The sequence below is a fragment of the Amycolatopsis plumensis genome (assembly GCF_042652605.1).
Taxonomy (GTDB): Bacteria; Actinomycetota; Actinomycetes; order Mycobacteriales; family Pseudonocardiaceae; genus Amycolatopsis; species Amycolatopsis plumensis.
This window is the reverse complement of sequence record NZ_JBHSJY010000001.1, coordinates 2,334,153-2,354,584: the sequence shown is the minus strand read 5'-3', so window position 1 is coordinate 2,354,584 and position 20,432 is coordinate 2,334,153. Positions and strand designations below refer to the sequence as shown.

The 20,432-nt window shown below is 71.3% G+C and carries 23 protein-coding genes and 1 riboswitch; of the genes, 16 read left to right on the top strand and 7 right to left on the bottom strand.

The features are described 5' to 3' along the window. The first annotated feature begins 76 nt into the window (after nt 1-76). The 6 genes from ACFPLC_RS11140 to folK all read left to right on the top strand — a co-directional run bounded on the left by ACFPLC_RS11140 (nt 77) and on the right by folK (nt 5,763). Nucleotides 77-901 carry an ESX secretion-associated protein EspG gene (locus tag ACFPLC_RS11140; protein WP_378200342.1) on the top strand — a complete coding sequence of 275 codons (825 nt, stop codon included), beginning with the start codon at nt 77-79 and terminating at the stop codon, nt 899-901. Nucleotides 902-1,101: 200 nt separating this feature from the next. Continuing rightward, nucleotides 1,102-3,507, top strand: coding sequence for an ATP-dependent zinc metalloprotease FtsH (gene ftsH, locus ACFPLC_RS11135; RefSeq protein ID WP_378200339.1), 2,406 nt, complete (start codon nt 1,102-1,104; stop codon nt 3,505-3,507). Next, the gene (folE, locus tag ACFPLC_RS11130) at nt 3,485-4,090 is read left to right on the top strand and encodes a GTP cyclohydrolase I FolE (RefSeq protein ID WP_378200336.1); all 606 of its coding nucleotides are present in this window, start codon (nt 3,485-3,487) and stop codon (nt 4,088-4,090) included. The genes ftsH and folE overlap by 23 nt, the downstream gene beginning before the upstream one ends. A 35-nt stretch (nt 4,091-4,125) precedes the next feature. Then, complete coding sequence (folP, locus tag ACFPLC_RS11125) at nt 4,126-4,923, top strand: dihydropteroate synthase (protein ID WP_378200333.1); 798 nt, start codon at nt 4,126-4,128, stop codon at nt 4,921-4,923. Beyond that, nucleotides 4,916-5,275, top strand: a complete 360-nt coding sequence (gene folB / locus ACFPLC_RS11120) for a dihydroneopterin aldolase (RefSeq protein ID WP_378200330.1) — start codon at nt 4,916-4,918, stop codon at nt 5,273-5,275. The genes folP and folB overlap by 8 nt, the downstream gene beginning before the upstream one ends. Beyond that, nucleotides 5,272-5,763 (top strand): 2-amino-4-hydroxy-6-hydroxymethyldihydropteridine diphosphokinase, encoded by a 492-nt coding sequence (folK, locus tag ACFPLC_RS11115; protein WP_378200327.1) that lies wholly within the window; start codon nt 5,272-5,274, stop codon nt 5,761-5,763. The genes folB and folK overlap by 4 nt, the downstream gene beginning before the upstream one ends. A 217-nt stretch (nt 5,764-5,980) precedes the next feature. On the opposite strand, the gene ACFPLC_RS11110 is transcribed toward folK, so the two are convergent. Then, complete coding sequence (locus ACFPLC_RS11110; protein ID WP_378200324.1) at nt 5,981-6,916, bottom strand: helix-turn-helix domain-containing protein; 936 nt, start codon at nt 6,914-6,916, stop codon at nt 5,981-5,983. A gap of 61 nt (nt 6,917-6,977) precedes the next feature. Here ACFPLC_RS11110 and ACFPLC_RS11105 point away from each other — a divergent pair, with 61 nt between their 5' ends. The 7 genes from ACFPLC_RS11105 (at nt 6,978) to ACFPLC_RS11075 (ending at nt 14,570) form a co-directional block, all read left to right on the top strand. Next, entirely contained in the window at nt 6,978-7,439 is a 462-nt protein-coding gene (locus ACFPLC_RS11105) for a DUF3180 domain-containing protein (protein ID WP_378200321.1), read from the top strand. Between the two features lie 69 nt (nt 7,440-7,508). Beyond that, nucleotides 7,509-9,932, top strand: coding sequence for a DUF6779 domain-containing protein (locus tag ACFPLC_RS11100; RefSeq protein ID WP_378200318.1), 2,424 nt, complete (start codon nt 7,509-7,511; stop codon nt 9,930-9,932). Nucleotides 9,933-10,223: 291 nt separating this feature from the next. Next, complete coding sequence (locus ACFPLC_RS11095) at nt 10,224-11,327, top strand: PrsW family intramembrane metalloprotease (protein ID WP_378200544.1); 1,104 nt, start codon at nt 10,224-10,226, stop codon at nt 11,325-11,327. A gap of 91 nt (nt 11,328-11,418) precedes the next feature. After that, nucleotides 11,419-12,378 carry a Rossmann-like and DUF2520 domain-containing protein gene (locus ACFPLC_RS11090; protein WP_378200541.1) on the top strand — a complete coding sequence of 320 codons (960 nt, stop codon included), beginning with the start codon at nt 11,419-11,421 and terminating at the stop codon, nt 12,376-12,378. Then, nucleotides 12,375-13,280 (top strand): pantoate--beta-alanine ligase, encoded by a 906-nt coding sequence (panC, locus tag ACFPLC_RS11085; RefSeq protein WP_378200315.1) that lies wholly within the window; start codon nt 12,375-12,377, stop codon nt 13,278-13,280. The genes ACFPLC_RS11090 and panC overlap by 4 nt, the downstream gene beginning before the upstream one ends. Before the next feature lie 10 nt (nt 13,281-13,290). Then, nucleotides 13,291-13,788: an aspartate 1-decarboxylase gene (panD, locus tag ACFPLC_RS11080; protein ID WP_086853279.1), complete on the top strand. Its 498-nt coding sequence runs from the start codon at nt 13,291-13,293 to the stop codon at nt 13,786-13,788. A 5-nt stretch (nt 13,789-13,793) separates the two neighbouring features. Next, on the top strand, nt 13,794-14,570 hold the full coding sequence (locus ACFPLC_RS11075; RefSeq protein WP_378200312.1) for a type III pantothenate kinase: 777 nt from the start codon (nt 13,794-13,796) through the stop codon (nt 14,568-14,570). A 76-nt stretch (nt 14,571-14,646) separates the two neighbouring features. On the opposite strand, the gene ACFPLC_RS11070 is transcribed toward ACFPLC_RS11075, so the two are convergent. From ACFPLC_RS11070 to ACFPLC_RS11060, 3 genes are all read right to left on the bottom strand, one after another. Next, complete coding sequence (locus ACFPLC_RS11070; protein ID WP_378200309.1) at nt 14,647-15,048, bottom strand: DUF6640 family protein; 402 nt, start codon at nt 15,046-15,048, stop codon at nt 14,647-14,649. A 33-nt stretch (nt 15,049-15,081) separates the two neighbouring features. After that, nucleotides 15,082-15,396 (bottom strand): DMT family transporter, encoded by a 315-nt coding sequence (locus ACFPLC_RS11065; RefSeq protein ID WP_378200306.1) that lies wholly within the window; start codon nt 15,394-15,396, stop codon nt 15,082-15,084. 28 nt (nt 15,397-15,424) lie between these two features. After that, nucleotides 15,425-15,488: riboswitch (guanidine-III (ykkC-III) riboswitch) on the bottom strand. A gap of 26 nt (nt 15,489-15,514) precedes the next feature. Continuing rightward, entirely contained in the window at nt 15,515-16,267 is a 753-nt protein-coding gene (locus tag ACFPLC_RS11060; RefSeq protein ID WP_378200303.1) for a class I SAM-dependent methyltransferase, read from the bottom strand. Between the two features lie 77 nt (nt 16,268-16,344). Here ACFPLC_RS11060 and lysS point away from each other — a divergent pair, with 77 nt between their 5' ends. Beyond that, nucleotides 16,345-17,853 (top strand): lysine--tRNA ligase, encoded by a 1,509-nt coding sequence (gene lysS, locus ACFPLC_RS11055; RefSeq protein ID WP_378200301.1) that lies wholly within the window; start codon nt 16,345-16,347, stop codon nt 17,851-17,853. A 146-nt stretch (nt 17,854-17,999) separates the two neighbouring features. Next, nucleotides 18,000-18,350 (top strand): histone-like nucleoid-structuring protein Lsr2, encoded by a 351-nt coding sequence (locus tag ACFPLC_RS11050; protein WP_020641935.1) that lies wholly within the window; start codon nt 18,000-18,002, stop codon nt 18,348-18,350. A 7-nt stretch (nt 18,351-18,357) separates the two neighbouring features. Here ACFPLC_RS11050 and ACFPLC_RS11045 read toward each other — a convergent pair whose 3' ends face one another. Beyond that, complete coding sequence (locus tag ACFPLC_RS11045) at nt 18,358-18,495, bottom strand: hypothetical protein (protein ID WP_378235798.1); 138 nt, start codon at nt 18,493-18,495, stop codon at nt 18,358-18,360. Then, nucleotides 18,492-19,349, bottom strand: coding sequence for a DUF6597 domain-containing transcriptional factor (locus ACFPLC_RS11040; protein WP_378200538.1), 858 nt, complete (start codon nt 19,347-19,349; stop codon nt 18,492-18,494). The genes ACFPLC_RS11045 and ACFPLC_RS11040 overlap by 4 nt, the downstream gene beginning before the upstream one ends. A gap of 34 nt (nt 19,350-19,383) precedes the next feature. Here ACFPLC_RS11040 and ACFPLC_RS11035 point away from each other — a divergent pair, with 34 nt between their 5' ends. Beyond that, complete coding sequence (locus ACFPLC_RS11035) at nt 19,384-19,962, top strand: TIGR03086 family metal-binding protein (RefSeq protein ID WP_378200297.1); 579 nt, start codon at nt 19,384-19,386, stop codon at nt 19,960-19,962. Between the two features lie 102 nt (nt 19,963-20,064). Here the strand turns inward: ACFPLC_RS11035 and ACFPLC_RS11030 are convergent, their stop codons facing one another. Next, nucleotides 20,065-20,205: a hypothetical protein gene (locus ACFPLC_RS11030; protein ID WP_378235797.1), complete on the bottom strand. Its 141-nt coding sequence runs from the start codon at nt 20,203-20,205 to the stop codon at nt 20,065-20,067. Nucleotides 20,206-20,432 lie beyond the last annotated feature (227 nt).

Genomic DNA, 20,432 nt, shown 5'->3' with positions numbered 1-20,432 from the left:
CCGGCCCGGCACCGGAACGATCCGGTTTTGTCGGGGGTGCGGGCTACGCTGAGCAAGAGTCCGATCCGGGAGAGTGATGATGCAAGAGTTCTTCTCGCCACTGGCGTTCGACTTCCTGTGGGAGTCGGCGCGGGTCGGGGAGCTGCCGTACCCGTTGCGCGTCCGGTCGCACGGCGCGACCGAGGACGAGCGCGTGTCGCTGCGTCACCGCGTCGACGTCGAGCTGAAGGCGCGCGGCATCCGCGAGCCGCGCGGCAGGCTCGCGCCGCCGATCGAGGACGCCCTGCACCTGCTGGCCTTCGCCCCGCTGACCATCGACGCCCTGCACATCCCGCAGTTCCAGGCCCCGACGGTCGGCGTCCTCGCGGCGGCCGACGAGACCAAGGGCGTGCTCGCGGTCCAGGACGCCGACGGGATCTGGCTGCGGGACGTCCCGCCGGACGGCCTGGTCTCCGCCGTCGTCGGAATGCTGCCCGCGGGGCCGCGCGGCAGCGAGGCGTCGGTCACACTCCCGCTCGACGAGGCCCTGCAGACCGCGCCGATCCGGGTGCCGGTGTCGCTGCCGTCGGCGGGTGAGGAAGAAGACAGCCGCCGGGGCCGGGGCCGCCGGACCCCGTTGAGCGAACGCGTGACGGCCGACCCGCGCGAGGCCTACGGCCGCATCTCCGGGCAGCCCCGGCAGCGCGGTGGCCAGCTCGCCGCGAACAGCCGTTCGCAGGTCGGAGCCAAGCAACGGTCCCGCGTGCTGGCCTGGTTCGACACCGCGACCGGCCGCTACCTGAGCCTCTCCAGGGCCGGGACGGACGGGCGCGAGTGGGTCACCGTGGCCCCCGCGGACGCCGCGACACTGCGCACCCGGCTGGGCGAGATGGTGAGCAGTGTGTCCGACGGCACGCGCTAGCGTTGACGAGTGGACACCGGCCGGGAACCCCAGCGCGGTATCGCCCGTTGACCTGCGAGAGGCTCACAGGGGATGAACGCGGCAGCGGACGGTACCCTGATGGGCAGGTGTCCAGGCACCACGGGTTGTCAAGATCGTGATGGCGGGTATCACAGGAGCCGCCCAACCAGGGAGGGTCGAGGCCACCAGGGCCGAGTCGTATGAACCGGAAGAGCGTGCTCAGGAACCCACTGCTGTGGATCGTCGCGGGGTTGCTGGCGTTGTTCGCGTACAACACGATCTTCGACAGTGATCGTGGGTACACCCAGGCACCCATCTCGGTGGCGAACTCCCAGATCACCTCGAACAACGTCAAGGAAGCCAGCCTCGAGGACAAGGAGCAGCAGCTCAAGCTGCTGCTGGCCAAGCCCGTCGACGTCGACGGCCAGCAGGTCACCCAGATCATTTCGCAGTACCCGGCGGACGCCACCCGCCCGATCTACGACTCGTTGATCGCGGCGAAGGCGGGCGGCCAGCCGATCAAGTTCACCACCAAGGTGACCCAGCAGGGCGTGCTGACGCAGATCCTCATCTTCGCCATCCCGCTCGCCCTCGTGCTGGGCCTGCTGATGTGGATGATGAACAACGCACAGGGCGGCGGCAACCGCGTCCTCAACTTCGGCAAGTCCAAGGCCAAGCAGCTGAACAAGGACATGCCCAAGACGACCTTCGGGGACGTCGCGGGGGCCGACGAGGCCGTCGAAGAGCTGTACGAGATCAAGGACTTCCTGCAGAACCCGGCGCGCTACCAGGCGCTCGGCGCGAAGATCCCGAAGGGCGTGCTGCTCTACGGGCCGCCGGGTACCGGCAAGACGCTGCTCGCGCGGGCCGTCGCCGGCGAGGCGGGCGTGCCGTTCTACACGATCTCGGGCTCGGACTTCGTCGAGATGTTCGTCGGTGTCGGTGCCTCGCGGGTCCGTGACCTGTTCGAACAGGCCAAGCAGAACGCGCCCTGCATCATCTTCGTCGACGAGATCGACGCGGTCGGCCGCCAGCGCGGCGCCGGCCTCGGCGGCGGGCACGACGAGCGCGAGCAGACGCTGAACCAGCTGCTCGTCGAGATGGACGGCTTCGACGCCCGCGGCGGCATCATCCTGATTGCGGCCACCAACCGGCCTGACATCCTCGACCCGGCGCTGCTGCGCCCCGGCCGGTTCGACCGGCAGATCCCGGTGTCCGCGCCGGACCTGCGCGGCCGCAAGGCGATCCTCGAGGTGCACGCCAAGGGCAAGCCGATCGCCCAGGGCACCGACCTCACCAGCCTGGCCAAGCGGACCGTCGGCATGTCCGGCGCCGACCTGGCGAACGTGCTCAACGAGGCCGCGCTGCTCACCGCCCGCCAGAACGGGCACGTGATCACCGACGCGGCGCTGGAGGAGTCGGTCGACCGCGTCGTCGGCGGCCCGGCCCGCAAGAGCCGGATCATCTCCGAGAAGGAGAAGAAGATCACGGCCTACCACGAGGGCGGCCACGCGCTCGCCGCGTGGGCGATGCCGGACATCGAACCGGTCTACAAGCTGACGATCCTGCCGCGCGGCCGCACGGGCGGGCACGCGCTGCTCGTTCCCGAGGACGACAAGGACCTGATGACCCGCTCCGAGATGATCGGGCGGCTGGTCTTCGCGATGGGTGGCCGCACGGCGGAAGAGCTCGTCTTCCACGAGCCCACCACCGGCGCGTCCTCGGACATCGAGCAGGCGACGAAGATCGCCCGCGCGATGGTCACCGAGTACGGCATGAGCGCCCGCCTGGGCGCGGTCAAGTACGGCCAGGAGCAGGGCGACCCGTTCCTCGGCCGGTCGGCGGGCCGTCAGGCGGACTACTCGCTGGAAGTGGCGCACGAGATCGACGAGGAGGTGCGCAAGCTCATCGAGACCGCGCACACCGAGGCGTGGCACGTGCTGAACACCTATCGCGACGTGCTCGACGAGCTGGTCATCGAAATCCTGGAGAAGGAGACGCTGACCCGCAAGGACCTGGAGCGGATCTTCGCGACGGTCGAGAAGCGCCCGCACATCACCGTGTTCAACGAGTTCGGTGAGCGGACGCCGTCGGACAAGCCGCCGATCAAGACCCCGGGCGAGCTGGCGATGGAGCGCGGCGAGCCGTGGCCGCCGCCGGAGAAGGAGAAGCCGGTCCTGAAGCCGGAGCCGACCCCGGTCGGCACCGCCCAGGGCGCGGGCGACCTGCCGGGCGGTCCGCCGTACCCGTCGCCGTCGCCGGTCGACCCGAACGCCAACCCGTACGCCCCGCCGCAGCCGGGCGCCTACCCGAACGGCGGCCGTCCTTACGGCGGCCCGAACGGTGGCCCGAACGGCACGGCGCACTGGCCGCAGGCCTACGGCGGCCAGCAGCCGGGCGGTCCGGCAGGCCAGAGCGGCCCGCCGAACTACGGTGCTCCTCCGGGCTGGACGCCCGCGACCTCGCCGGGCGGTCAGCCGGGCCAGTCGTGGCGGCCCGGCGGTGAAGAACGCCCTCGTGAGCACGGCTGGTTCGCCGACCAAGCCGGCAACCAGCAGAGCGAGGGGGAGCGTCGTGACGTGGATGGACCAGAAAAGCCCCAGTGACGCCGACCGCCCGGTCTTCGACCAGGACCGGGCGGAGAAGGCGATCCGGGAGCTCTTGCTGGCCTGCGGTGAAGACCCGGAGCGGGATGGCCTGAAGGACACCCCCGCCCGGGTCGCCCGCGCGTACCGCGAGATGTTCGCGGGCCTGTACACGGAACCGGACGCGGTGCTGGACCGGACGTTCGACGAGGCACACGAAGAGCTGGTGCTGGTCACGGACATCCCGATGTACAGCAGCTGCGAGCACCACCTGGTCCCGTTCCACGGCGTCGCGCACGTCGGGTACATCCCGAACGCCGCGGGGAAGGTCACCGGGCTGTCGAAGCTTGCCCGCGTCGTCGACCTCTACGCCAAGCGCCCGCAGGTCCAGGAACGCCTGACGTCGCAGGTGGCCGACGCGATCGTGCGGAAGCTCGAGCCGCGCGGCGTGATCGTGGTGATCGAGGCCGAGCACCTCTGCATGGCCATGCGCGGCATCCGCAAGCCGGGTGCGCGCACCACCACGTCGGCCGTGCGGGGGCAGTTCAAGGATTCCGCCACTTCGCGGGCGGAGGCGCTCGATCTCATCAGGGCCCGCCGGTGAGTGCAGGGCTTCCCGCGCCCGGCCGGTGCGTGGTCATGGGCGTGCTGAACGTGACGCCCGATTCCTTTTCGGACGGTGGCCGCTACCTCGGGCTCGACCAGGCCCTGGAGCACGCGCGTGCGATGTGGGCGCGCGGGGCCGACCTGATCGACGTCGGCGGCGAGTCGACGCGGCCGGGGGCGTCCCGGGTGGACGCCGAGACGGAACTGCAGCGCGTCCTGCCGGTGATCAAGACACTGGCCGCCGAAGGGGTGGCGCTGTCGGTCGACACCACGCGGGCCGCCGTCGCCGTCGCCGCGCTCGAGGCCGGCGCGAAGGTGATCAACGACGTCTCCGGCGGCCTGGCCGATCCGGACATGGCGCGCGTCGCCGCCGAGGCCGGGGTGCCGTGGGTGCTGATGCACTGGCGCGGGCACAGCAAGGACATGCAGGCGCTGGCGTCCTACCAGGACGTCGTCGCCGATGTGCGGGCCGAGCTGCTGTCCCGGGTGGACGAAGCGCTCGCCGCGGGGGTCGCGGAAAGCGCGATCGTGCTGGATCCCGGCCTGGGTTTCGCCAAGAACGCCGAGCACGACTGGGCGTTGCTGCGCGGGCTGGACTCGTTGCTCTCGCTGGGTTTCCCGGTGCTCGTCGGCGCTTCCCGCAAGCGGTTCCTCGGCCGTCTGCTGTCCGAAAAGGACGGCACACCGCGCCCGCCGGACGGCCGGGAGGACGCCACCGCCGCCGTCTCCGCGCTCGCCGCGGCGGCCGGGGCGTGGGGTGTGCGCGTCCACGAGGTCGGAGCTTCGCTGGACGCGGTCGCGGTGGCCGCTGCTTGGAGGACGGATGGCTGACCGGATCACGCTGACCGGCTTGCGCGTGTTCGGGCGCCACGGCGTGTTCGAGCACGAAAAGCGCGACGGCCAGGAGTTCGTCGTCGACATCACGGTGTGGCTGGACCTCGGGCCGGCCGCTGCGTCGGACGACCTGACGAAGACCCTGCACTACGGCGAGCTGGCCGAGCTGGCGGCGGGGATCGTCGCGGGCGAGCCGTACGACCTCATCGAGAGCGTCGCGGGCAAGATCGCCGACGAAGTCATGCGCGACGAGCGGCTGAGCGCGGTCGAGGTGACGGTGCACAAGCCGTCGGCCCCGATCCCGCTGACGTTCGACGACGTGGCGGTCACGGTCCGGCGCGACCGGTGAGCCGGGCGGTGCTTTCGCTCGGGTCCAACCTGGGCGACCGGCTGGGCTTCCTCCAGCTGGCGCTCGACGCCGTCCGGCCCGCGCTGGTCGTGGTGTCGAGCGTGTACGAGACGAAGGCCTGGGGCGTGGAGGACCAGCCGGACTTCCTCAACGCGGTCTGCGTGGTCGACGACCCGGCGCGCGACCACTGGGCGTGGCTGCGCACGGGCCAGGCGGCCGAGCAGGCGGCGGGCCGGGTGCGCGAGCTGCGCTGGGGCCCGCGCACCCTGGACGTCGACGTGGTCACGGTCGACGGCGTGACGTCGGAGGATCCCGAGCTGCTACTGCCGCACCCGGGAACGCCGGACCGCGCGAGCGTGCTGGTGCCGTGGGTGGAGATCGAGCCGGCCGCGGTCCTGCCGGGCCACGGCCCGATCGCGGACCTGCTCGCCGCCCGCCCGGCGGACGAGGTGGCCACGGTCCGCCGCACGGACCTCGCGCTGCGCTGAAGCCGAGCCGGCGTGGGGAGTTGTGGACAACCCCCGGCCGTTGTGGATAACCGGTGGACAACTCGGCCGTGCGGCCCGGAATTGTCGGTGCTCGCGAGTAACGTTGAAACCGGGGGTCCCCCAGCGGGGAGGGGGCGGAAAGGGTGCTCATCGGTGAACCGGTGGTGACCGTTACCGATCACCACCGGCCCGTCGCCGAGCTGTCGATCCCGTGCGCTCAGCCGCGCAGGGCGTCGATCATGAACCGCACCGCCGACTGGGCCGTCGGCACCGGAGGCCAGCCGTTGATCGTCGCCAGCAGCTGCCAATAGCGCTCGGCCCGCGGGTCGCCGCTCATCTCGAAGCGGTCGGCCAGCTCGGCGCGGAACTCCGGCGAAGCGGGGTCCTGATCGTCACGGGCCGACGCCGCCGCCAGGTCGGCCGCAAGCGTTTGCCCCGTCTCCGACGTCGGCGATTCGCCGGCCGTCACCGCCGCTTCCGCCCGGGACACCCAGACCGGCCAGTTCTGCTGCCAGGCCTCCGCCGGCTGCTGGAACTCGCCGTCCTCGATCTGCTTCGCCTGGGTTTCGCTCATGCGGCGGATCAAGGCCCGGAAGTCCGGGTCCTGGACCAGCTCGGCGAACTCGATCCAGGCCTCGAGCTGCTCGGGCGTCGGGTCGTCGGGCAGCTCCGGCTTCCCGGCGCGCATCCGGCGGTAGAATTCCTGGTCGATGTCGAGCCCGGCGACCATTTCGTCCCAGAACTCGTCGACCAGCCGCTTGCGCTCCTCGTCGGACATCGACGCGAGACGGTTCATCAGGTTCACTTCCTCCAGTTCGGAATTGCGCTTGGCCACCGCGCGCAGCACCGCCCGGCGCAGCCGCAGCCGCCGGATCTGCTCGTCGAGCGCCTCGACGTGCCGGATCGCCAGCTCGCCGACGGTCGTCGACTGGCTCAGCGCGGCCGAGACGTCGGCGAGGCCGAGACCCAGCTCCCGCAGCGTGCGGACCAGTTCCAGGCGGGCCATCGCCGCCGCGTCGTAGAGCCGGTAGCCGGCGTCCGTCCGCTCGGTCGGCGGCAGCAGGCCTTCGTCCGAGTAGAAGCGGATGGTCTTGACCGGCAGGCCGGTCCGCCGGGACAGCTCGCCGATGGTGAAGGTCGCGGTGGTGCCCACAAAACGCATGATGAACTCTCCAGTCGGTGGAGAGTCAACTCTTCCACGGTACGGTTGGGGCATGCACTTCACCCGGCCCCGTGACCTGGTGGTCGCCGGGCTGCTCGGCCTGGGCCTCGGCTACCTGCTCTTCCAGACGGCCTACGGCTCGCTGCCGCAGCTGCCCCTGCTCGCCGGGGTCACCTTCGCCGTGCTGGCCGTGATCGAGGTCGTGCTGGCCTTCTCGATCCGCTCGCGGATCAAGAACGGCCGGGTCGTCGGCGCGATCGGGGTAGCCCGATCGGTGGCTCTCGCGAAAGCTTCGTCACTCGCCGGAGCGTTCATGGCGGGCGCCTGGCTCGCGGCGCTCGCCTATCTTTTTCCCCGACGTGACGAACTCGTCGCCGCGGTGCTCGACACGCGCGCCGCGGCGGTCGGCGTCGTGTCCGCCGCGGCCCTGGTAGCTGCGGCTTTGTGGCTCGAACACTGCTGCCGGACCCCGCGCGACCACGATCGGGAGCGCACCCGCGGGACGACCGGTTAGCGCTGGAATCGCACCGCTCGCTGGACCGAGTAGGTCTCGTTCGGATTACGAGCAGGTACGGTGTCAGTCATGACCGGCGTGGGTGACGACTCGCGCGGCCGCCTCTTGGGCAGGCCGTGGCTCGTTGTCGGCTTTGTCCTCGCCATCGGAGCCACCCTCGCACTGGTGCTCAGCGACGATCTCCGCTACCTCCGGCTCGGGATCGTCGCGGCCCTCTGGGCCGCCCTGATCGGCGCATTCCTCGCCGTGAAGTACCGCAAGAGCGCGGCACAGAGCGAGGAAGCGGTCGCCGAGGCGCAGGCTGTGTACGAACTGGAGCTGGAACGCGAGATCGCGGCCCGGCGCGAGTACGAGCTGGAGATGGAGGCGGAGAACCGCAGCGCAGCCGACTCCAAGGGCCGCGAGGAGCTGGAGGCGCTGCGGGCCGAGGTGTCCGCGCTGCGCGACAGCCTCCAGTCGCTGTTCGGCGGCGAGGTGCTGCTCGAGCGCGTCGCGCTGACCGCGCAGGCGACCCGGATGCGCAAGCTGTCCGACGAGAACCGGATGATCCCCGACGCCGCCCCGAAGAAGAAGCCCGCCCAGCTGATGGCCGGGAAGAAGCCGGTGGTGGAAGGCGGCGAGCGGCCGACCGAGCTGATCGACCGCGTTCTCGACGAGCGCCGCCGCAAGGCGTCGAACGGCAAGCCCGCGAACGGCAAGGGTCTCGGCGGCAAGGGCAAGGGCTTCGGCGGCAAGCCGGTCCCGAAGACGCCGGCGAACGTCTCGGTGCAGAGCACCCAGCAGATGGCCCGGCCGAAGCCGCTGAGCGAGCGCCGTCCGCCGGTGCCGCCGGTCGACCCGGCGCTGAACGCCGCGCAGCGCGAGCTGAAGGCCGCCGAGCTGCGGGCCGAGGCCGCGCGCCGCCAGGCCGAGTCCCAGCCGATGCGGCTGCCGAAGCCGGACGAAGTCGCGAAGCAGCCCGAGCGCCGTCCGGAGGCCGCGGCCGAGCCGACGCGCCGGGACGTGCCGCGGCCCGATCCCAAGACCGAGATCCGGCGTCCGCAGGCGCCGGAGCCGAAGACCGAGATCCGCCGTCCCCAGCCGCCGGAGCCGAAGACGGAGATCCGCCGCCCCGAGCCGCCGCCCGCCCGCCGGGCCGAGATGTCGAAGTCGGACATCCGGCCGGTCGAGGCGCCGCGGCCGGAGATCCCGCGGGTGGAGATGTCCCGCCCCGATATTCCGCGAGTCGAGATGTCGCGCCCGGACATTCCGCGGGTGGAGATGTCGCGGCCCGATATTCCGCGGGTGGAGATGTCGCGCCCGGACATTCCGCGGGTGGAGGCGCCGCGGCCGAACGTGCCGCGGGCCGACGCACCGCGCCCGGAGATGCCGCGCGTCGAGGCGCCGCGGCCGAACGTTCCTCGGGGCGACGCGTCGCGTGCGGACATTCCCCGGGTGGAGATGTCGCGTTCGGATATCCCGCGTGTGGAGATGTCGCGGCCCGACATTCCCCGGGTCGAGATGTCGCGCCCGGACATTCCGCGCGTGGAGATGTCGCGGCCCGACATCCCGCGGGTGGAGATGTCGCGGCCGGACATTCCGCGCGTCGGCGGCCAGCCGAACGGCGCCCGTCCCGAGCCGCCCCGCAAGGCGCCCGAGCCGCCGCGGCCGCCGGGCCGTCCGGCGGCGAGCGTGCCGCCGCCGAAGCCGTCCGAGATGTCGCGTTCGGACATCCGGCCGGTCAAGGACCTCAGCGCGGCCTTCCAGAACCGCGACGACTTCGCCGAGCGCCAGCGGCCCAACCGGCCGAAGCCGCCCGAGGTGAAGCCGCCGTCGCCGCGGGACGCCGCGGCCTCCCGCACGGACCTCCCGCCGGTCGTCCCGCCGACGACGCCGGTGCCGAGCAACAGCCCGTCGCCGCGGCAGCCGTCGCGCACGGACTTGCCGCCGGTGGTGCCGCCGACCACGCCGGTGCCGGCCGCCGACACCCGCCGCCCGTCGCGGCTGGAGCAGTTCTCGCGGGCCGACATGTCGCCGATCCTGGAGGAGCCGCCGTCCCGCCACGGTGGTTCGCACCGCGCGCCGGCGGAGGCCGCCAAGGCCGAGACGCCGATGGCGAACCCGACGCTGCCGGAGTCGGTCCGCAACTTCCAGGGCCGCTCGGGCGGCCGCCGCCGCAAGCCGGAGGACTCGCAGCACCTGCCGGCGGTGCCCGCGGCGCCGGAGCCCCCGGGCGGAGGCCGCCGCCGCCGTCCGGACGGCGAGCCCCCGGCCTGGGAGGGCATGGTGGCGGAGCGCGCCTCGATGTCCCGCCGCGGCATGGCCCCGGTGGACCCGGCGGAGGTCGAGCAGCAGCAGAACGGCCACAACGGTTCCCGCAACGGCCGCCGAGCAGCACCCGAGCCCGCCCCGGGCAGCGGATCCCACGCGGCGGGCCGTTCGGTGAGCGAGCTCCTGGCGGCGAACGGCGGCACGGGTTCGACGCCTCGCCGCCGCCGCCGCGCGGAGGACTGACCCCGCTCCCCGACCCAAGCGGCCCAAGGCGGCCTTGGTTGCGTGTGACGCACCGAAGGCCGCCTTGGGTGCGTCTGACGCACCGAAGGCCACCTTGGGGCGCATCCGGCGGCGTGCGCCGAAGGGCGCCTTGGGACGCAATCCGGTGGCGACCGGCGCCGCGCACCCACCGCCCAGTGGCCCAGGTGGCGTTCCTCCTCCGGACCGGCCTGCGTAGGGTGACCCGCTGTGAGCGGAACCCTCTCGCCCGCGACGGGACTGGATCGCGGACGGCGGCCTCGCCGGGTCACCGTGCTGCTGCCGGTGCTCGGGCTGATCGTGGTGGCCCTGTGCGGCCTGTTCCTCTTCGGCCTGGCGACCGCGCGGGTCGGCCCCCTCGCCGTCACCATCGGCGTGCTCGCCGCGCTCGTGCCCGTGGCCGGCGTCGTGGCCGGGTTCCTCTGGGTCGACCGGTGGGAACCCGAACCCGCCAAGTTCCTCCTGCTCGCCTTCGCCTGGGGCGCCTGCATCGCGACCATCACCGCGCTGCTCATCAACACCACCGCCGAGGCCGTCGGGGACGAGCTGCTCGGCCAGGGCAGCGGCAACACCGTCGCCGCGCTCGTCTCGGCCCCCGTGGTCGAGGAGGCCGCCAAGGCCCTCTTCGTCGTGCTCATCCTGTGGCGGCGGTCCAGCGAGTTCGACGGCGTCGTCGACGGGGTCGTCTACGCCGGGTTCAGCGCCGCCGGGTTCGCCTTCACCGAGAACATCTACTACTTCGGGCGCGCGTTCGCCGACTACGGCTTCGGGGACGGGCACAGCCAGGGTGTCATCACCGCGTTCTTCCTCCGCGGCGTGCTCGCTCCCTTCACCCACCCGCTGTTCGCCGTGCTCACCGGAATCGGGATCGGCATCGCCGCGCGGACGACCACCAAGGCCCTCAAGATCGTCGCGCCGATCGCCGGGTACCTCGCCGCCGTCTGCCTGCACGCGCTGTGGAACAGCGCCGCGCTGCTCGGCGGGTCGAAGTTCCTCACCGTCTACTTCCTGATCATGCTTCCGCTCTTCGTCGGCGTGGTCTACCTGGTCGTCCTGCAGCGGAAACGGGAGCAGCGGATCATCGCCGCCGCGCTGCCGCACATGGCCGCCGCGCGGTGGATCGCGCCGTCGGAGGTCGAGCTGCTGGCCAGCCTTCCCGGCCGCCGCGCCTGGCGCCGCCAGGCGAAACGGCAGTCCGGAAAACGCGCTGCCCGCGCCGTCGCCGTCTACCAGGCGAGCGTGACGGAGCTCGCCTTCCTGGACCGGCACCAGCTCACCAGCGACGCCGACCGGCAGCGCCAGCAGGAGCTGCTGCGCACCCTGAAGGCCGCCCGCGCGGAGGCGACGCGCCTCGCCGACGAGGCCGCCCGCGGGTGAACCGTTCCGGGTGAAGCTGGTCACCCGGGCTCAACCCCGGCTGCTCGCCCGAGTTAGTCTCGCGCCGTCGTCCGGTACCCGGAGCGTGGGACTGGAACGAGAGCAGAGGGAGTCTGCCAACCATGAGCGTCCACAGGCGCACGCCATGATGAGGCCCGCCCGCCTCGCGGTCGGCGTCGTTTCCGCCGGCCGGGTGGGCAGCGTGCTCGGCGCCGCGCTGGCCCGGGCGGGGCACACCGTGGTCGCCGCGTCGGGCCTGTCCGCTTCGTCGCTGGCCCGTGCCGAACGCCTCCTCCCCGACGTGCCCCTCCTGCCGCCCGACGAGACCGTCCGCCGGGCGGACCTCGTGCTGCTCGCCCTGCCCGACGACGCGCTCGCCGGGATGGTCCGCGGGCTCGTCGCCACCGAGTCGCTGCGGTCCGGCCAGATCGTCGTGCACACCTCCGGCGCCCACGGCATCGACGTCCTGGCCCCCGCGGCCGAAGCCGGGGCCCTGCCGCTCGCCCTGCACCCGGTCATGACGTTCACCGGCCGCGCGGAGGACCTCGAACGGCTGGCGGCGTGCAGCATCGGCGTCACGGCGGCCGAGGGCGACGAAGCGGCGTGGAACGTCGGCGAAGCGCTGACCGTCGAGATGGGTGCCGAGCCGGTGCGGATCCCCGACTCCGCGCGAGCGCTCTACCACGCTGCGTTGGCCCACGGCGCAAACCACCTGATGGCGCTGGTCGCCGACTGCGCGGACCTGTTGCGCCAGGCCGGAATCGAGCAGTCCGAACGCCTGGTGGCGCCGCTGCTTTCGGCGGCATTGGATAATGTGCTGCGACACGGCGACCGCGCCCTCACCGGCCCGGTCGCGCGTGGCGACGCCGGCACCGTCCGCAAGCACCTCGAAGTGCTGGCGGACCGGGCGCCGGAGGTGGCGCCGGCCTACCGCGCGCTGGCCAGGCGCACGGTGGCGCGTTCGACGGCTGCCGGGCTGCTGGACACCGCGGCCGCCAAAGACCTCACCGAACTCCTCGACGATCCCGCCGAAGGGCACCAAGACCAGTGACCACACCGAAATTCAGCCGCGGCACCCTGAACGCGTTCGCGTCGCCCGAGCAGGTGAGCCAGGTCAGCCGGGCGCTGCACGGCGTCGGCCGCAAGCTGGCGCTCGTGCCGACCATGGGCGCGCTGCACGCCGGGCACCGCGAGCTGATCCGCCGCGCGAAGCGGCTGCCGAACACCGTCGTGGCCACCTCGATCTTCGTCAACCCGCTGCAGTTCGGCGCGGGCGAGGACTTCGAGGCGTACCCGCGGCCGCTGGAGGCCGACCTCGACATCCTGCGCGAGGACGGCATCGAGATCGCGTTCACGCCCAGCGCGGACGCCCTCTACGCCGAGGGCGCCGTGGTGACCGTGCACCCGGGCCCGCACGGCGAGGAGCTCGAAGGCGCCGCCCGGCCCGGCCACTTCGCCGGCGTGCTCACCGTCGTGGCGAAGCTGTTCAACCTGCTCCGTCCGGACTACGCCTTCTTCGGCGAAAAGGACTACCAGCAGCTGGTGCTGATCAAGCGGATGGTGCGCGACCTGAACATCGACACGCGCGTCATCGGCGTGCCGACCGTGCGGGAGCGCGACGGGCTCGCGTTGTCGTCGCGCAACGTCTACCTGACGCCTGAACAGCGCGAAGACGCCATCGTCCTGTCGGCCGCCCTCACCGCGGGGGCGTTCGTCGGCCGGGACGGTGCGGAGGCGGTCCTCGAGACCGCGTGGAAGACCCTCGCCGCGCGGCCCGCGGTCGAGGTGGATTACCTGGAGTTGCGGGGAACCGATCTCGGGCCCGCGCCCGTCGATGGTGAAGCACGCTTGTTGATCGCGGCCCGGGTGGGGAGTACCCGGCTGATCGACAACGTTCCGGTGCTGCTCGGCCAGGCCGTCGAGCACCCGGAGCGGCTGGACGCAGGGGAATAAGGAGTCCACGATGTACCGCACGATGCTCAAGTCGAAGATCCACCGCGTCACCGTGACCCAGGCCGACCTGCACTACGTCGGTTCGGTGACGGTGGACGAGGACCTGATGGAGGCGGCGGACCTGCTGCCGGGGGAACAGGTGTCCATTGTGGACGTCACCAACGGGGCGCGGCTGGAGACCTACGTCATCAAGGGGGAACGCGGCAGCGGGGTGCTCGGCATCAACGGCGCCGCGGCGCACCTGGTGCACCCGGGTGACCTGGTCATCCTCATCTCGTACGGCCAGATGGACGACGCCGAAGCGGCGACGTACCAGCCGCGCGTGGTGTTCGTCGACGCGGACAACCGGATCGTCCACCGGCACACCGATCCCGGCCACGCGCCGGAGGGCTCCGGGCTGCTGTCCGGCACGGTGACGCTGCCGCCGGACGAGGAGACGGCGGTCTTCCCGGTCGCCGAGACGGCGGACGCCCGCCGGCTCGACGCGTTGCTGCACGCGGAAAGCTGACCCGCTTGCTGCTCACCGTCGACGTCGGCAACACGAACATCGTGCTGGGCCTGTGGTCCGGTGACGAGCTCGTTGGCGACTGGCGCATGCGCACGGACGCGCGCATGACGGCCGACGAGCTGGCGTTGACGGTCCGCGGGCTGCTCGGCCCGCACGCGGACGCGGTGACCGGGATCAGCGCGTTGTCGACGGTGCCCGCCGTGCTGCGCGAGCTGCGCGTGATGCTCGGCCGGTACTACGCCCGGATCCCGAAGATCGTGGTCGAGCCGGGCGTGCGCACGGGCGTGGCGCTGCTGGTGGACAACCCGAAGGAGGTGGGCGCGGACCGGCTGGTGAACACGCTGGCCGCGCACCACCTCCACAGCACGGCGTGCGTGGTGGTCGATTTCGGCACGTCGACCAACGTGGACGCGATCTCCGCCCGCGGCGAGTTCCTGGGTGGCGCGTTCGCCCCGGGGATCGAGATCTCGGTGAACGCGCTGGCGTTGCGCGCGGCGGCGCTGCGGAAGGTCGAGCTGGTCCCGCCGCGGTCGGTGATCGGCAAGAACACGGTGGAGTGCCTGCAGTCCGGCATCCTGTACGGCTTCGCGGGCCAGGTTGACGGGCTGGTGCGCCGGATCGTCCGCGAGCTTTCGCCGGGCGGGAAGGAGCCGGTGGCGGTGCTGGCCACCGGCGGCCTGGCCCCGCTGGTGCTGGACGAGTCGGAGACGATCACCGACCACGTCCCGGAGCTGACGCTGCTCGGCCTGCGGCTGGCGTACGAGCGCAACATCCGGCCCTGACCCCCGCGTCCGGCGTGCAGTGAATGACTCATTCCTTGCGTCGGACGCCAGGAATGAGTCATTCACTGCATCGGCGTCAGCCGCGGGCCAGCCGGCGGCGCTCCAGCACGTACCCCACCGCCGTCACCGCCAGCGCCGGGAAGGCGATCTTCGCCTGCGGGAACCGCTCGGTCCCCGGCGGATCCACCGCGCGCGACCCCGGGTAGGCCAGCGACGAAATCTGCGTCACCCAGTACAGCGACGCCAGCACGGCCCCCGCGTCGAGGCCGGCCCGGGTCGGCCGGCGCCAGAGCTGCCAGAGGCTCGTCGCCCCCAGCGCGAGGCCCAGGCTCATCGTCTGGCCGTTGTGGAACTTCGCGTGCGGTGGCCAAGCCGGGTTGTGCACGTGCGTTTCGTTCCAGTCGGCCTTGTACGGGCCCACCGCGGTCACCAGCGAGGTCAGCGAGATCAGGGCCCGCCCCAGTGATTTGCTGCGCATCCCCGCAGTATCGAACCTCGACCTTGATCGAGGTCAAGGCAGCAGCTTCAGCCCGACGACGCCCGCGACGATCAGGGCCAGGCAGGTGATCCGGGTCGCCGTCACCGCGTCGCCGAGGGCGAAGATCCCGTACGCCGCCGTGCCGAGCGTGCCGATGCCGACCCACACCGCGTAACCCGTGCCGAGCGGGATGCTGCGCAGTGCGTACGCCAGCCCGCTCATGCTCAGCACCAGCGCGACCACGAACGTCACGATCGGGATCGGCCGGGAGAAGCCCTTCGACGCGCCGAGCGCGGCCGCCCAGACGGTTTCCAGCACTCCGGACAGGACGAGGACGAACCAGGACATGATCGGACCCTTCGCAGTGTTTTCAGGCACTGCGCCGTCTTGTCCTGACCGGGTACGACGCGCTCGTCCGGGACCTCCGGGCGAGGTCACTTCCGACGCTAGCACGCCGGAAACCCGCTCACCGCCGCCGCGTGCGGAGGGCCGTGGTGATCAGCGGCAGGGCGAATTCGCCGTTCGCCGTGTCCGGGTTCTCCGAGAGGAACTGCCGGAGCCGGCCCAGGAGGGCCGCCGACTCCTCCGGGGCCGCCACGATGACCTTCGAATACGTCGCCATCGTTTCCAGCAGGCTGTCCGCCGTGCGCCGTTGCGCGTGGCGGAACCGGGCGATTTCGAACGGCTCGAACTCCGGGTGGGTGACTTCGCGCAGGTCTTCGACGCTCGCGGGGCGGCGGGCGCCGTCGCGGGCCAGCGCGGTGAACTCGGCGACCCACGGCACCGATTCGTCTTCGTAGTTCCACATCGGCACGCACACGCCGTCCGGGCGCAGCACGCGGCCGATCTCCGTGAGCGCCACGGGTGCGTCGAACCAATGGAACGCCTGTCCGACGAAAACCGCGTCGACACTGCCGCCGGGCAGCGGGATCCGTTCGGCCTCGCCCGCCAGTGCCGGCACCGACGGCACCACCCGTTCCAGTTCCGCGCGCATTTCCGGATCGGGTTCGACCGCGGTGACGTCGAGTCCGAGCGCGGCCAGGCCGACGGTGAGTTTGCCGGTTCCGGCACCGAGGTCGAGGACCCGCCGCGGAGTTCCGCTCGCCCCGGAAAGTCCCCACTCGATCGCTTCCCGCGGGTAATCGGGCCGGTGCTGGGCGTACTCCGCGGCGCGGCGGCCGAAGGAAGAGGCACGCTGAGCTCGTGTGGGATCACTCACGCGGTCCAGGTTAATGGCGGAAAGGTAAAGGTAATCCGGTTGGCGTAGCGGTCAGCCGGGTTCGTACCCTATGGGCCATGACCGAAAACCCCGCTTCCACCAGCGAGCCCGCCGAAGACGAACTGCCCGAGCAGATGCGGGTGCGCCGGGAGAAGCGCGACCGGATCCTCGCGGAGGGTATCGATCCTTACCCGGTCGAGGTACCGCGGACCCACTCGCTCGCCGAAGTGCGGGCCGCGCATTCCGGGCTGCCCGCCGACACCGCCACGGGTGAGCAGGTCGGCATCACCGGCCGGGTGATGTTCCTGCGCAATACGGGCAAATTGTGCTTTGCCAGCCTGCGCGATGGCGACTCCGAACTGCAGGCGATGATCAGCCTGGCGAAGGTCGGCGAGGACGCGCTGGCGGCGTGGAAGTCCGACGTCGACCTCGGTGACCACGTGTTCGTGCAGGGTGAGGTCATCACGTCCAAGCGCGGCGAGCTTTCGGTGATGGCCGACGCGTGGCGCATCACGTCGAAGGCGCTGCGCCCGCTGCCGACCGCGCACAAGGAGCTGGCCGAGGAGACCCGGATCCGCCAGCGCTACGTCGACCTCATCATGCGCCCGCGCGCGCGGGACGTCGTGCGCACGCGCGCCGGCGTGGTCCGGTCGCTGCGGGAGTCGTTCCACCGCCGCGGGTTCACCGAGGTCGAGACGCCGATGCTGCAGACGCTGCACGGCGGCGCCGCGGCCCGCCCGTTCGTCACGCACTCCAACGCGTTCGACATGGAGCTGTTCCTGCGGATCGCGCCGGAGCTCTACCTCAAGCGCTGCGTCGTCGGCGGCATCGAGAAGGTCTTCGAGATCAACCGCAACTTCCGCAACGAGGGCAGCGACTCCTCGCACTCGCCGGAGTTCGCGATGCTCGAGTACTACGAGGCGTACGCCACGTACGACACGAACGCCGTGATGACCCGGGAGCTGATCCAGGAGGCCGCGCAGACGGTCCTGGACACCCAGGTCGTCACCCTGCCCGACGGTTCGGAGTACGACCTGTCCGGCGAATGGACCACGCTCGGAATGTACGAGTCGCTGTCCGATTCCCTCGGCGAAGAGGTGACGCCGGAGACGCCGGCCGCCAAACTGCTCGGATTCGCGCAGGCCAGGGGCCTGGAAGTGGATCCGAAGCTCGGGCACGGCAAGCTCGTCGAGGAACTGTGGGAACACCTCGTCGGAGATCACCTGCACGCACCGACGTTTGTCCGTGATTTTCCGCTGGAGACGTCGCCATTGACGCGGCAGCACCGCTCCCGGCCCGGGGTGGCCGAGAAGTGGGACCTCTACGTGCGCGGATTCGAACTCGCCACCGGATACTCGGAGCTGGTCGATCCAGTCGTCGAACGGGAACGCCTCACCGAACAGTCGCTGCTGGCCGCGCAGGGCGATAGCGAAGCCATGCGGCTCGACGAGGATTTCCTGCGGGCCCTGGAGTACGGAATGCCGCCGAGCGGTGGTGTCGGAATGGGGATCGACCGGCTCCTGATGGCGCTGACCGGTCTCGGTATCCGGGAGACGATCCTCTTCCCGCTGGTGCGACCCGAATAACCCGGCCGTGTGAGGATAGCGACTGGTTATGGCAAAGAGATTTGCGTTGCTGTGCAGAAGCGGGTACTAATGTTCTGGACAAAGTCTTCTGTCTCGGGGCTTGCCCCGTACCAGATCATTGAGTAAGCCCCCGCAGGAGGAATCGGATGGCACAGAAGGTGCTCGTCTCGCTGGTCGACGACCTCGACGGCAGTGAGGCGGAAGAGACCGTCGAGTTCGGTTTGGACGGCGTCAGCTACCAGATCGATCTGTCCTCGGAAAACGCCGAGGAGCTGCGGGACGCGCTCGCTCAGTATGTCGAGCACGCGCGCCGGGCCGGCGGCCGCAAGCGCGCTTCGGTTCGCCCCGTCGCCGGTAAGGGTTCGGCTCGTCCGGCCGCTGTCGACCGCGAGCAGAACCAGGCCATCCGGTCGTGGGCGCGCAAGAACGGTTACGCGGTTTCCGACCGCGGCCGCATCCCCTCCGAGGTCGTCGAGGCCTACCACAAGAAGAACTGAAGATTGTTCACGCCACCGCCGTCCGGGCCGAGTTCGGGTCGCTGACCAGCAGTTTTCCTCCGGGTCGGAGGTGGCGTGGCAAATCTCGTGGACGCGGGGTTTCGAGAAGCCGCCGGGCGAATATTCGCCCGGCGGCTTTCTTCATGTCCGATCGCTGTCCGGTTCCCGTTCGGCGGCGCGGGCGGTTCGGGCGTACTCGGCAGGCGACTGGCCGGTCACCCTCCGGAAATCGCGGATGAAGTGCGACTGGTCGCTATAGCCCAGTCGAACCGCCAGACCGGCGTAATCCGGTTGTCCTTCTGTGACGAGCCGCTGCGCTGCGTCATTGAGACGGTATATCCGGATCGCCCACTTGGGCGGGCAGCCGACGTGTTCGGCGAACACACGCTGGATGGACCGGGTGGTTAGTCCAGTATCCGCGCAGAGTTGCGCCACCCGGGTAATTCCCGGATCCCGCGCGATTGATTCCACGGCCATCGCCGCCGCACGGGCGGCGGGTGACAGCCGTACCGGATTTGCGATCAGCAAGTTGTCGATCGCACGGACCATTTGCGCGTCATCCTCGGCCGTGCGCACCGATTCGGCGGCCACCGCCGCGGCCGGTCCGAAAACGCGGGTGAGTGGGACGGCCCGGTCGGCGATGTCACGCACGGGGCCGCCGAGGAACGCGCGGAAGGTGCCTGGCCGGAATCGCACGCCCAAGCCCTGGACGCGGCCGGTCAGGCGGTGCGAAAAGACGTCGCGGGCCGGGCCGTGGACACCGGAGGCGCCGGGGAAGAACGTGACGTGGACCGACAGGTTCGGCAGCACCCGCTGCTCGTACGGCGGTTTGCCGCGCAGGTCCCACCGCAGGATCCAGTGGTATTCGACGAATTCGGCGAGCTCCGGGGCCGGCGGGTGCCTGGTCAGCGTGAACATCGTGCGCGCGGTGGCCTCGGCGACGATGCCGCGCGGAATCCGGTGCGTCACGGGTTCACGGTAGCTGTCGCGTTCGTCCAAGACACCTCCGTCGCCGGCGAGTTCGATCACCGCCATGACTGCTTCGCTGTTGCGCCCGGCCGCGGCCGAATTCCTCCGGATCGCGGCCGCGGTCCCCGACCTGAGCGCGCCGACGCCGTGTGCGGGCTACGACGTCAGCGGCCTGCTCAACCACCTGCTGTACTGGGGCCCGTGGCTGATCGCCGCGGGACGGCGCGCGGCGCCCCCCGCGCCGGCCGGCGGCGAGGCGGAGGCGGCGCTGGTGACGGACGACTGGCTCGCGGACCTGTCGATGCAGACGGAGACGCTGGTTTCGGTGTTCGAGCCGCCTGCCGCGTGGACGGGGACGACGTCCCTGGGCTCGGCTTCGCTGCCGTCGGCGGTGGTGGGCGCGATGGTGCTGGGCGAGTTCGTGCTGCACGGCTGGGACCTGGCCCGGGCGAGCGGCCAGCCGTGCGCGTTCGCCCCGGAGGCGGCGACGGCGGTGTACGAGTCCGCGGTGGCGATGGGCGACCAGGCGCGGTCGATGGGGGTTTATGGGCCGGAGGTGGCGGTTTCGGGGGATGGGTCGGCGTTGGAGCGGGCGCTGGGGGCGGCTGGGCGGGATCCGGGGTGGAGTCCGCCGGTGGGTTGAGGTTTTGGGGGGCTCGCGGGTGGTGGTGCCTTGAATGACTCATTCCTGGCGTCGGACGCCAGGAATGAGTCATTCATGACGTCCGGAGGCGGTCTCGGCCGGTCAGGCCTCTTGGTCGGTCGGGCCGGTCAGGCCGGTCCAGCCCGGGTCCAGTCCGGTTCCGGCCCGGGTCCGTCCGGCCGACCGGTCCAGCCCGGGTCCGTCCGGCCGTCCGCGCGGCCCCCGGGCTGGAGTTGCCCACAAGTCGAGCGGGCTGTGGACAGCACCGGCTCCTGGGCGGCGATTGTCCGGTTTTGTCAGAGCCGCCCGATAGACTGGACCGGGGTCAGCCCCCAGGGATCGGGTGGGGTTTGTCTGGTTACGAGCGGGGCCTTCAAAAGTGCTTCACCGGCGTGGACGGGACGTTGACGCCCCACCCGCACCCCACCCAGACCCCTCCCTGCACCCCGATACGAAGCCAGAACACGGCC

Excerpts from the sequence above, each read along its gene's own strand:
- lysS (WP_378200301.1), top strand. The coding sequence starts at position 16,345 with ATGACCGAAAACCCCGCTTCCACCAGCGAGCCCGCCGAAGACGAACTG.
- ACFPLC_RS11140 (WP_378200342.1), top strand. The coding sequence starts at position 77 with ATGATGCAAGAGTTCTTCTCGCCACTGGCGTTCGACTTCCTGTGGGAG.
- ACFPLC_RS11065 (WP_378200306.1), bottom strand. The coding sequence starts at position 15,396 with ATGTCCTGGTTCGTCCTCGTCCTGTCCGGAGTGCTGGAAACCGTCTGG.
- panD (WP_086853279.1), top strand. The coding sequence starts at position 13,291 with ATGTACCGCACGATGCTCAAGTCGAAGATCCACCGCGTCACCGTGACC.
- ACFPLC_RS11050 (WP_020641935.1), top strand. The coding sequence starts at position 18,000 with ATGGCACAGAAGGTGCTCGTCTCGCTGGTCGACGACCTCGACGGCAGT.
- folB (WP_378200330.1), top strand. The coding sequence starts at position 4,916 with ATGGCTGACCGGATCACGCTGACCGGCTTGCGCGTGTTCGGGCGCCAC.
- ACFPLC_RS11045 (WP_378235798.1), bottom strand. The coding sequence starts at position 18,495 with ATGAAGAAAGCCGCCGGGCGAATATTCGCCCGGCGGCTTCTCGAAACC.
- ACFPLC_RS11105 (WP_378200321.1), top strand. The coding sequence starts at position 6,978 with ATGCACTTCACCCGGCCCCGTGACCTGGTGGTCGCCGGGCTGCTCGGC.
- ftsH (WP_378200339.1), top strand. The coding sequence starts at position 1,102 with ATGAACCGGAAGAGCGTGCTCAGGAACCCACTGCTGTGGATCGTCGCG.
- ACFPLC_RS11035 (WP_378200297.1), top strand. The coding sequence starts at position 19,384 with ATGACTGCTTCGCTGTTGCGCCCGGCCGCGGCCGAATTCCTCCGGATC.
- folP (WP_378200333.1), top strand. The coding sequence starts at position 4,126 with ATGGGCGTGCTGAACGTGACGCCCGATTCCTTTTCGGACGGTGGCCGC.
- ACFPLC_RS11070 (WP_378200309.1), bottom strand. The coding sequence starts at position 15,048 with ATGCGCAGCAAATCACTGGGGCGGGCCCTGATCTCGCTGACCTCGCTG.
- ACFPLC_RS11100 (WP_378200318.1), top strand. The coding sequence starts at position 7,509 with ATGACCGGCGTGGGTGACGACTCGCGCGGCCGCCTCTTGGGCAGGCCG.
- folE (WP_378200336.1), top strand. The coding sequence starts at position 3,485 with ATGGACCAGAAAAGCCCCAGTGACGCCGACCGCCCGGTCTTCGACCAG.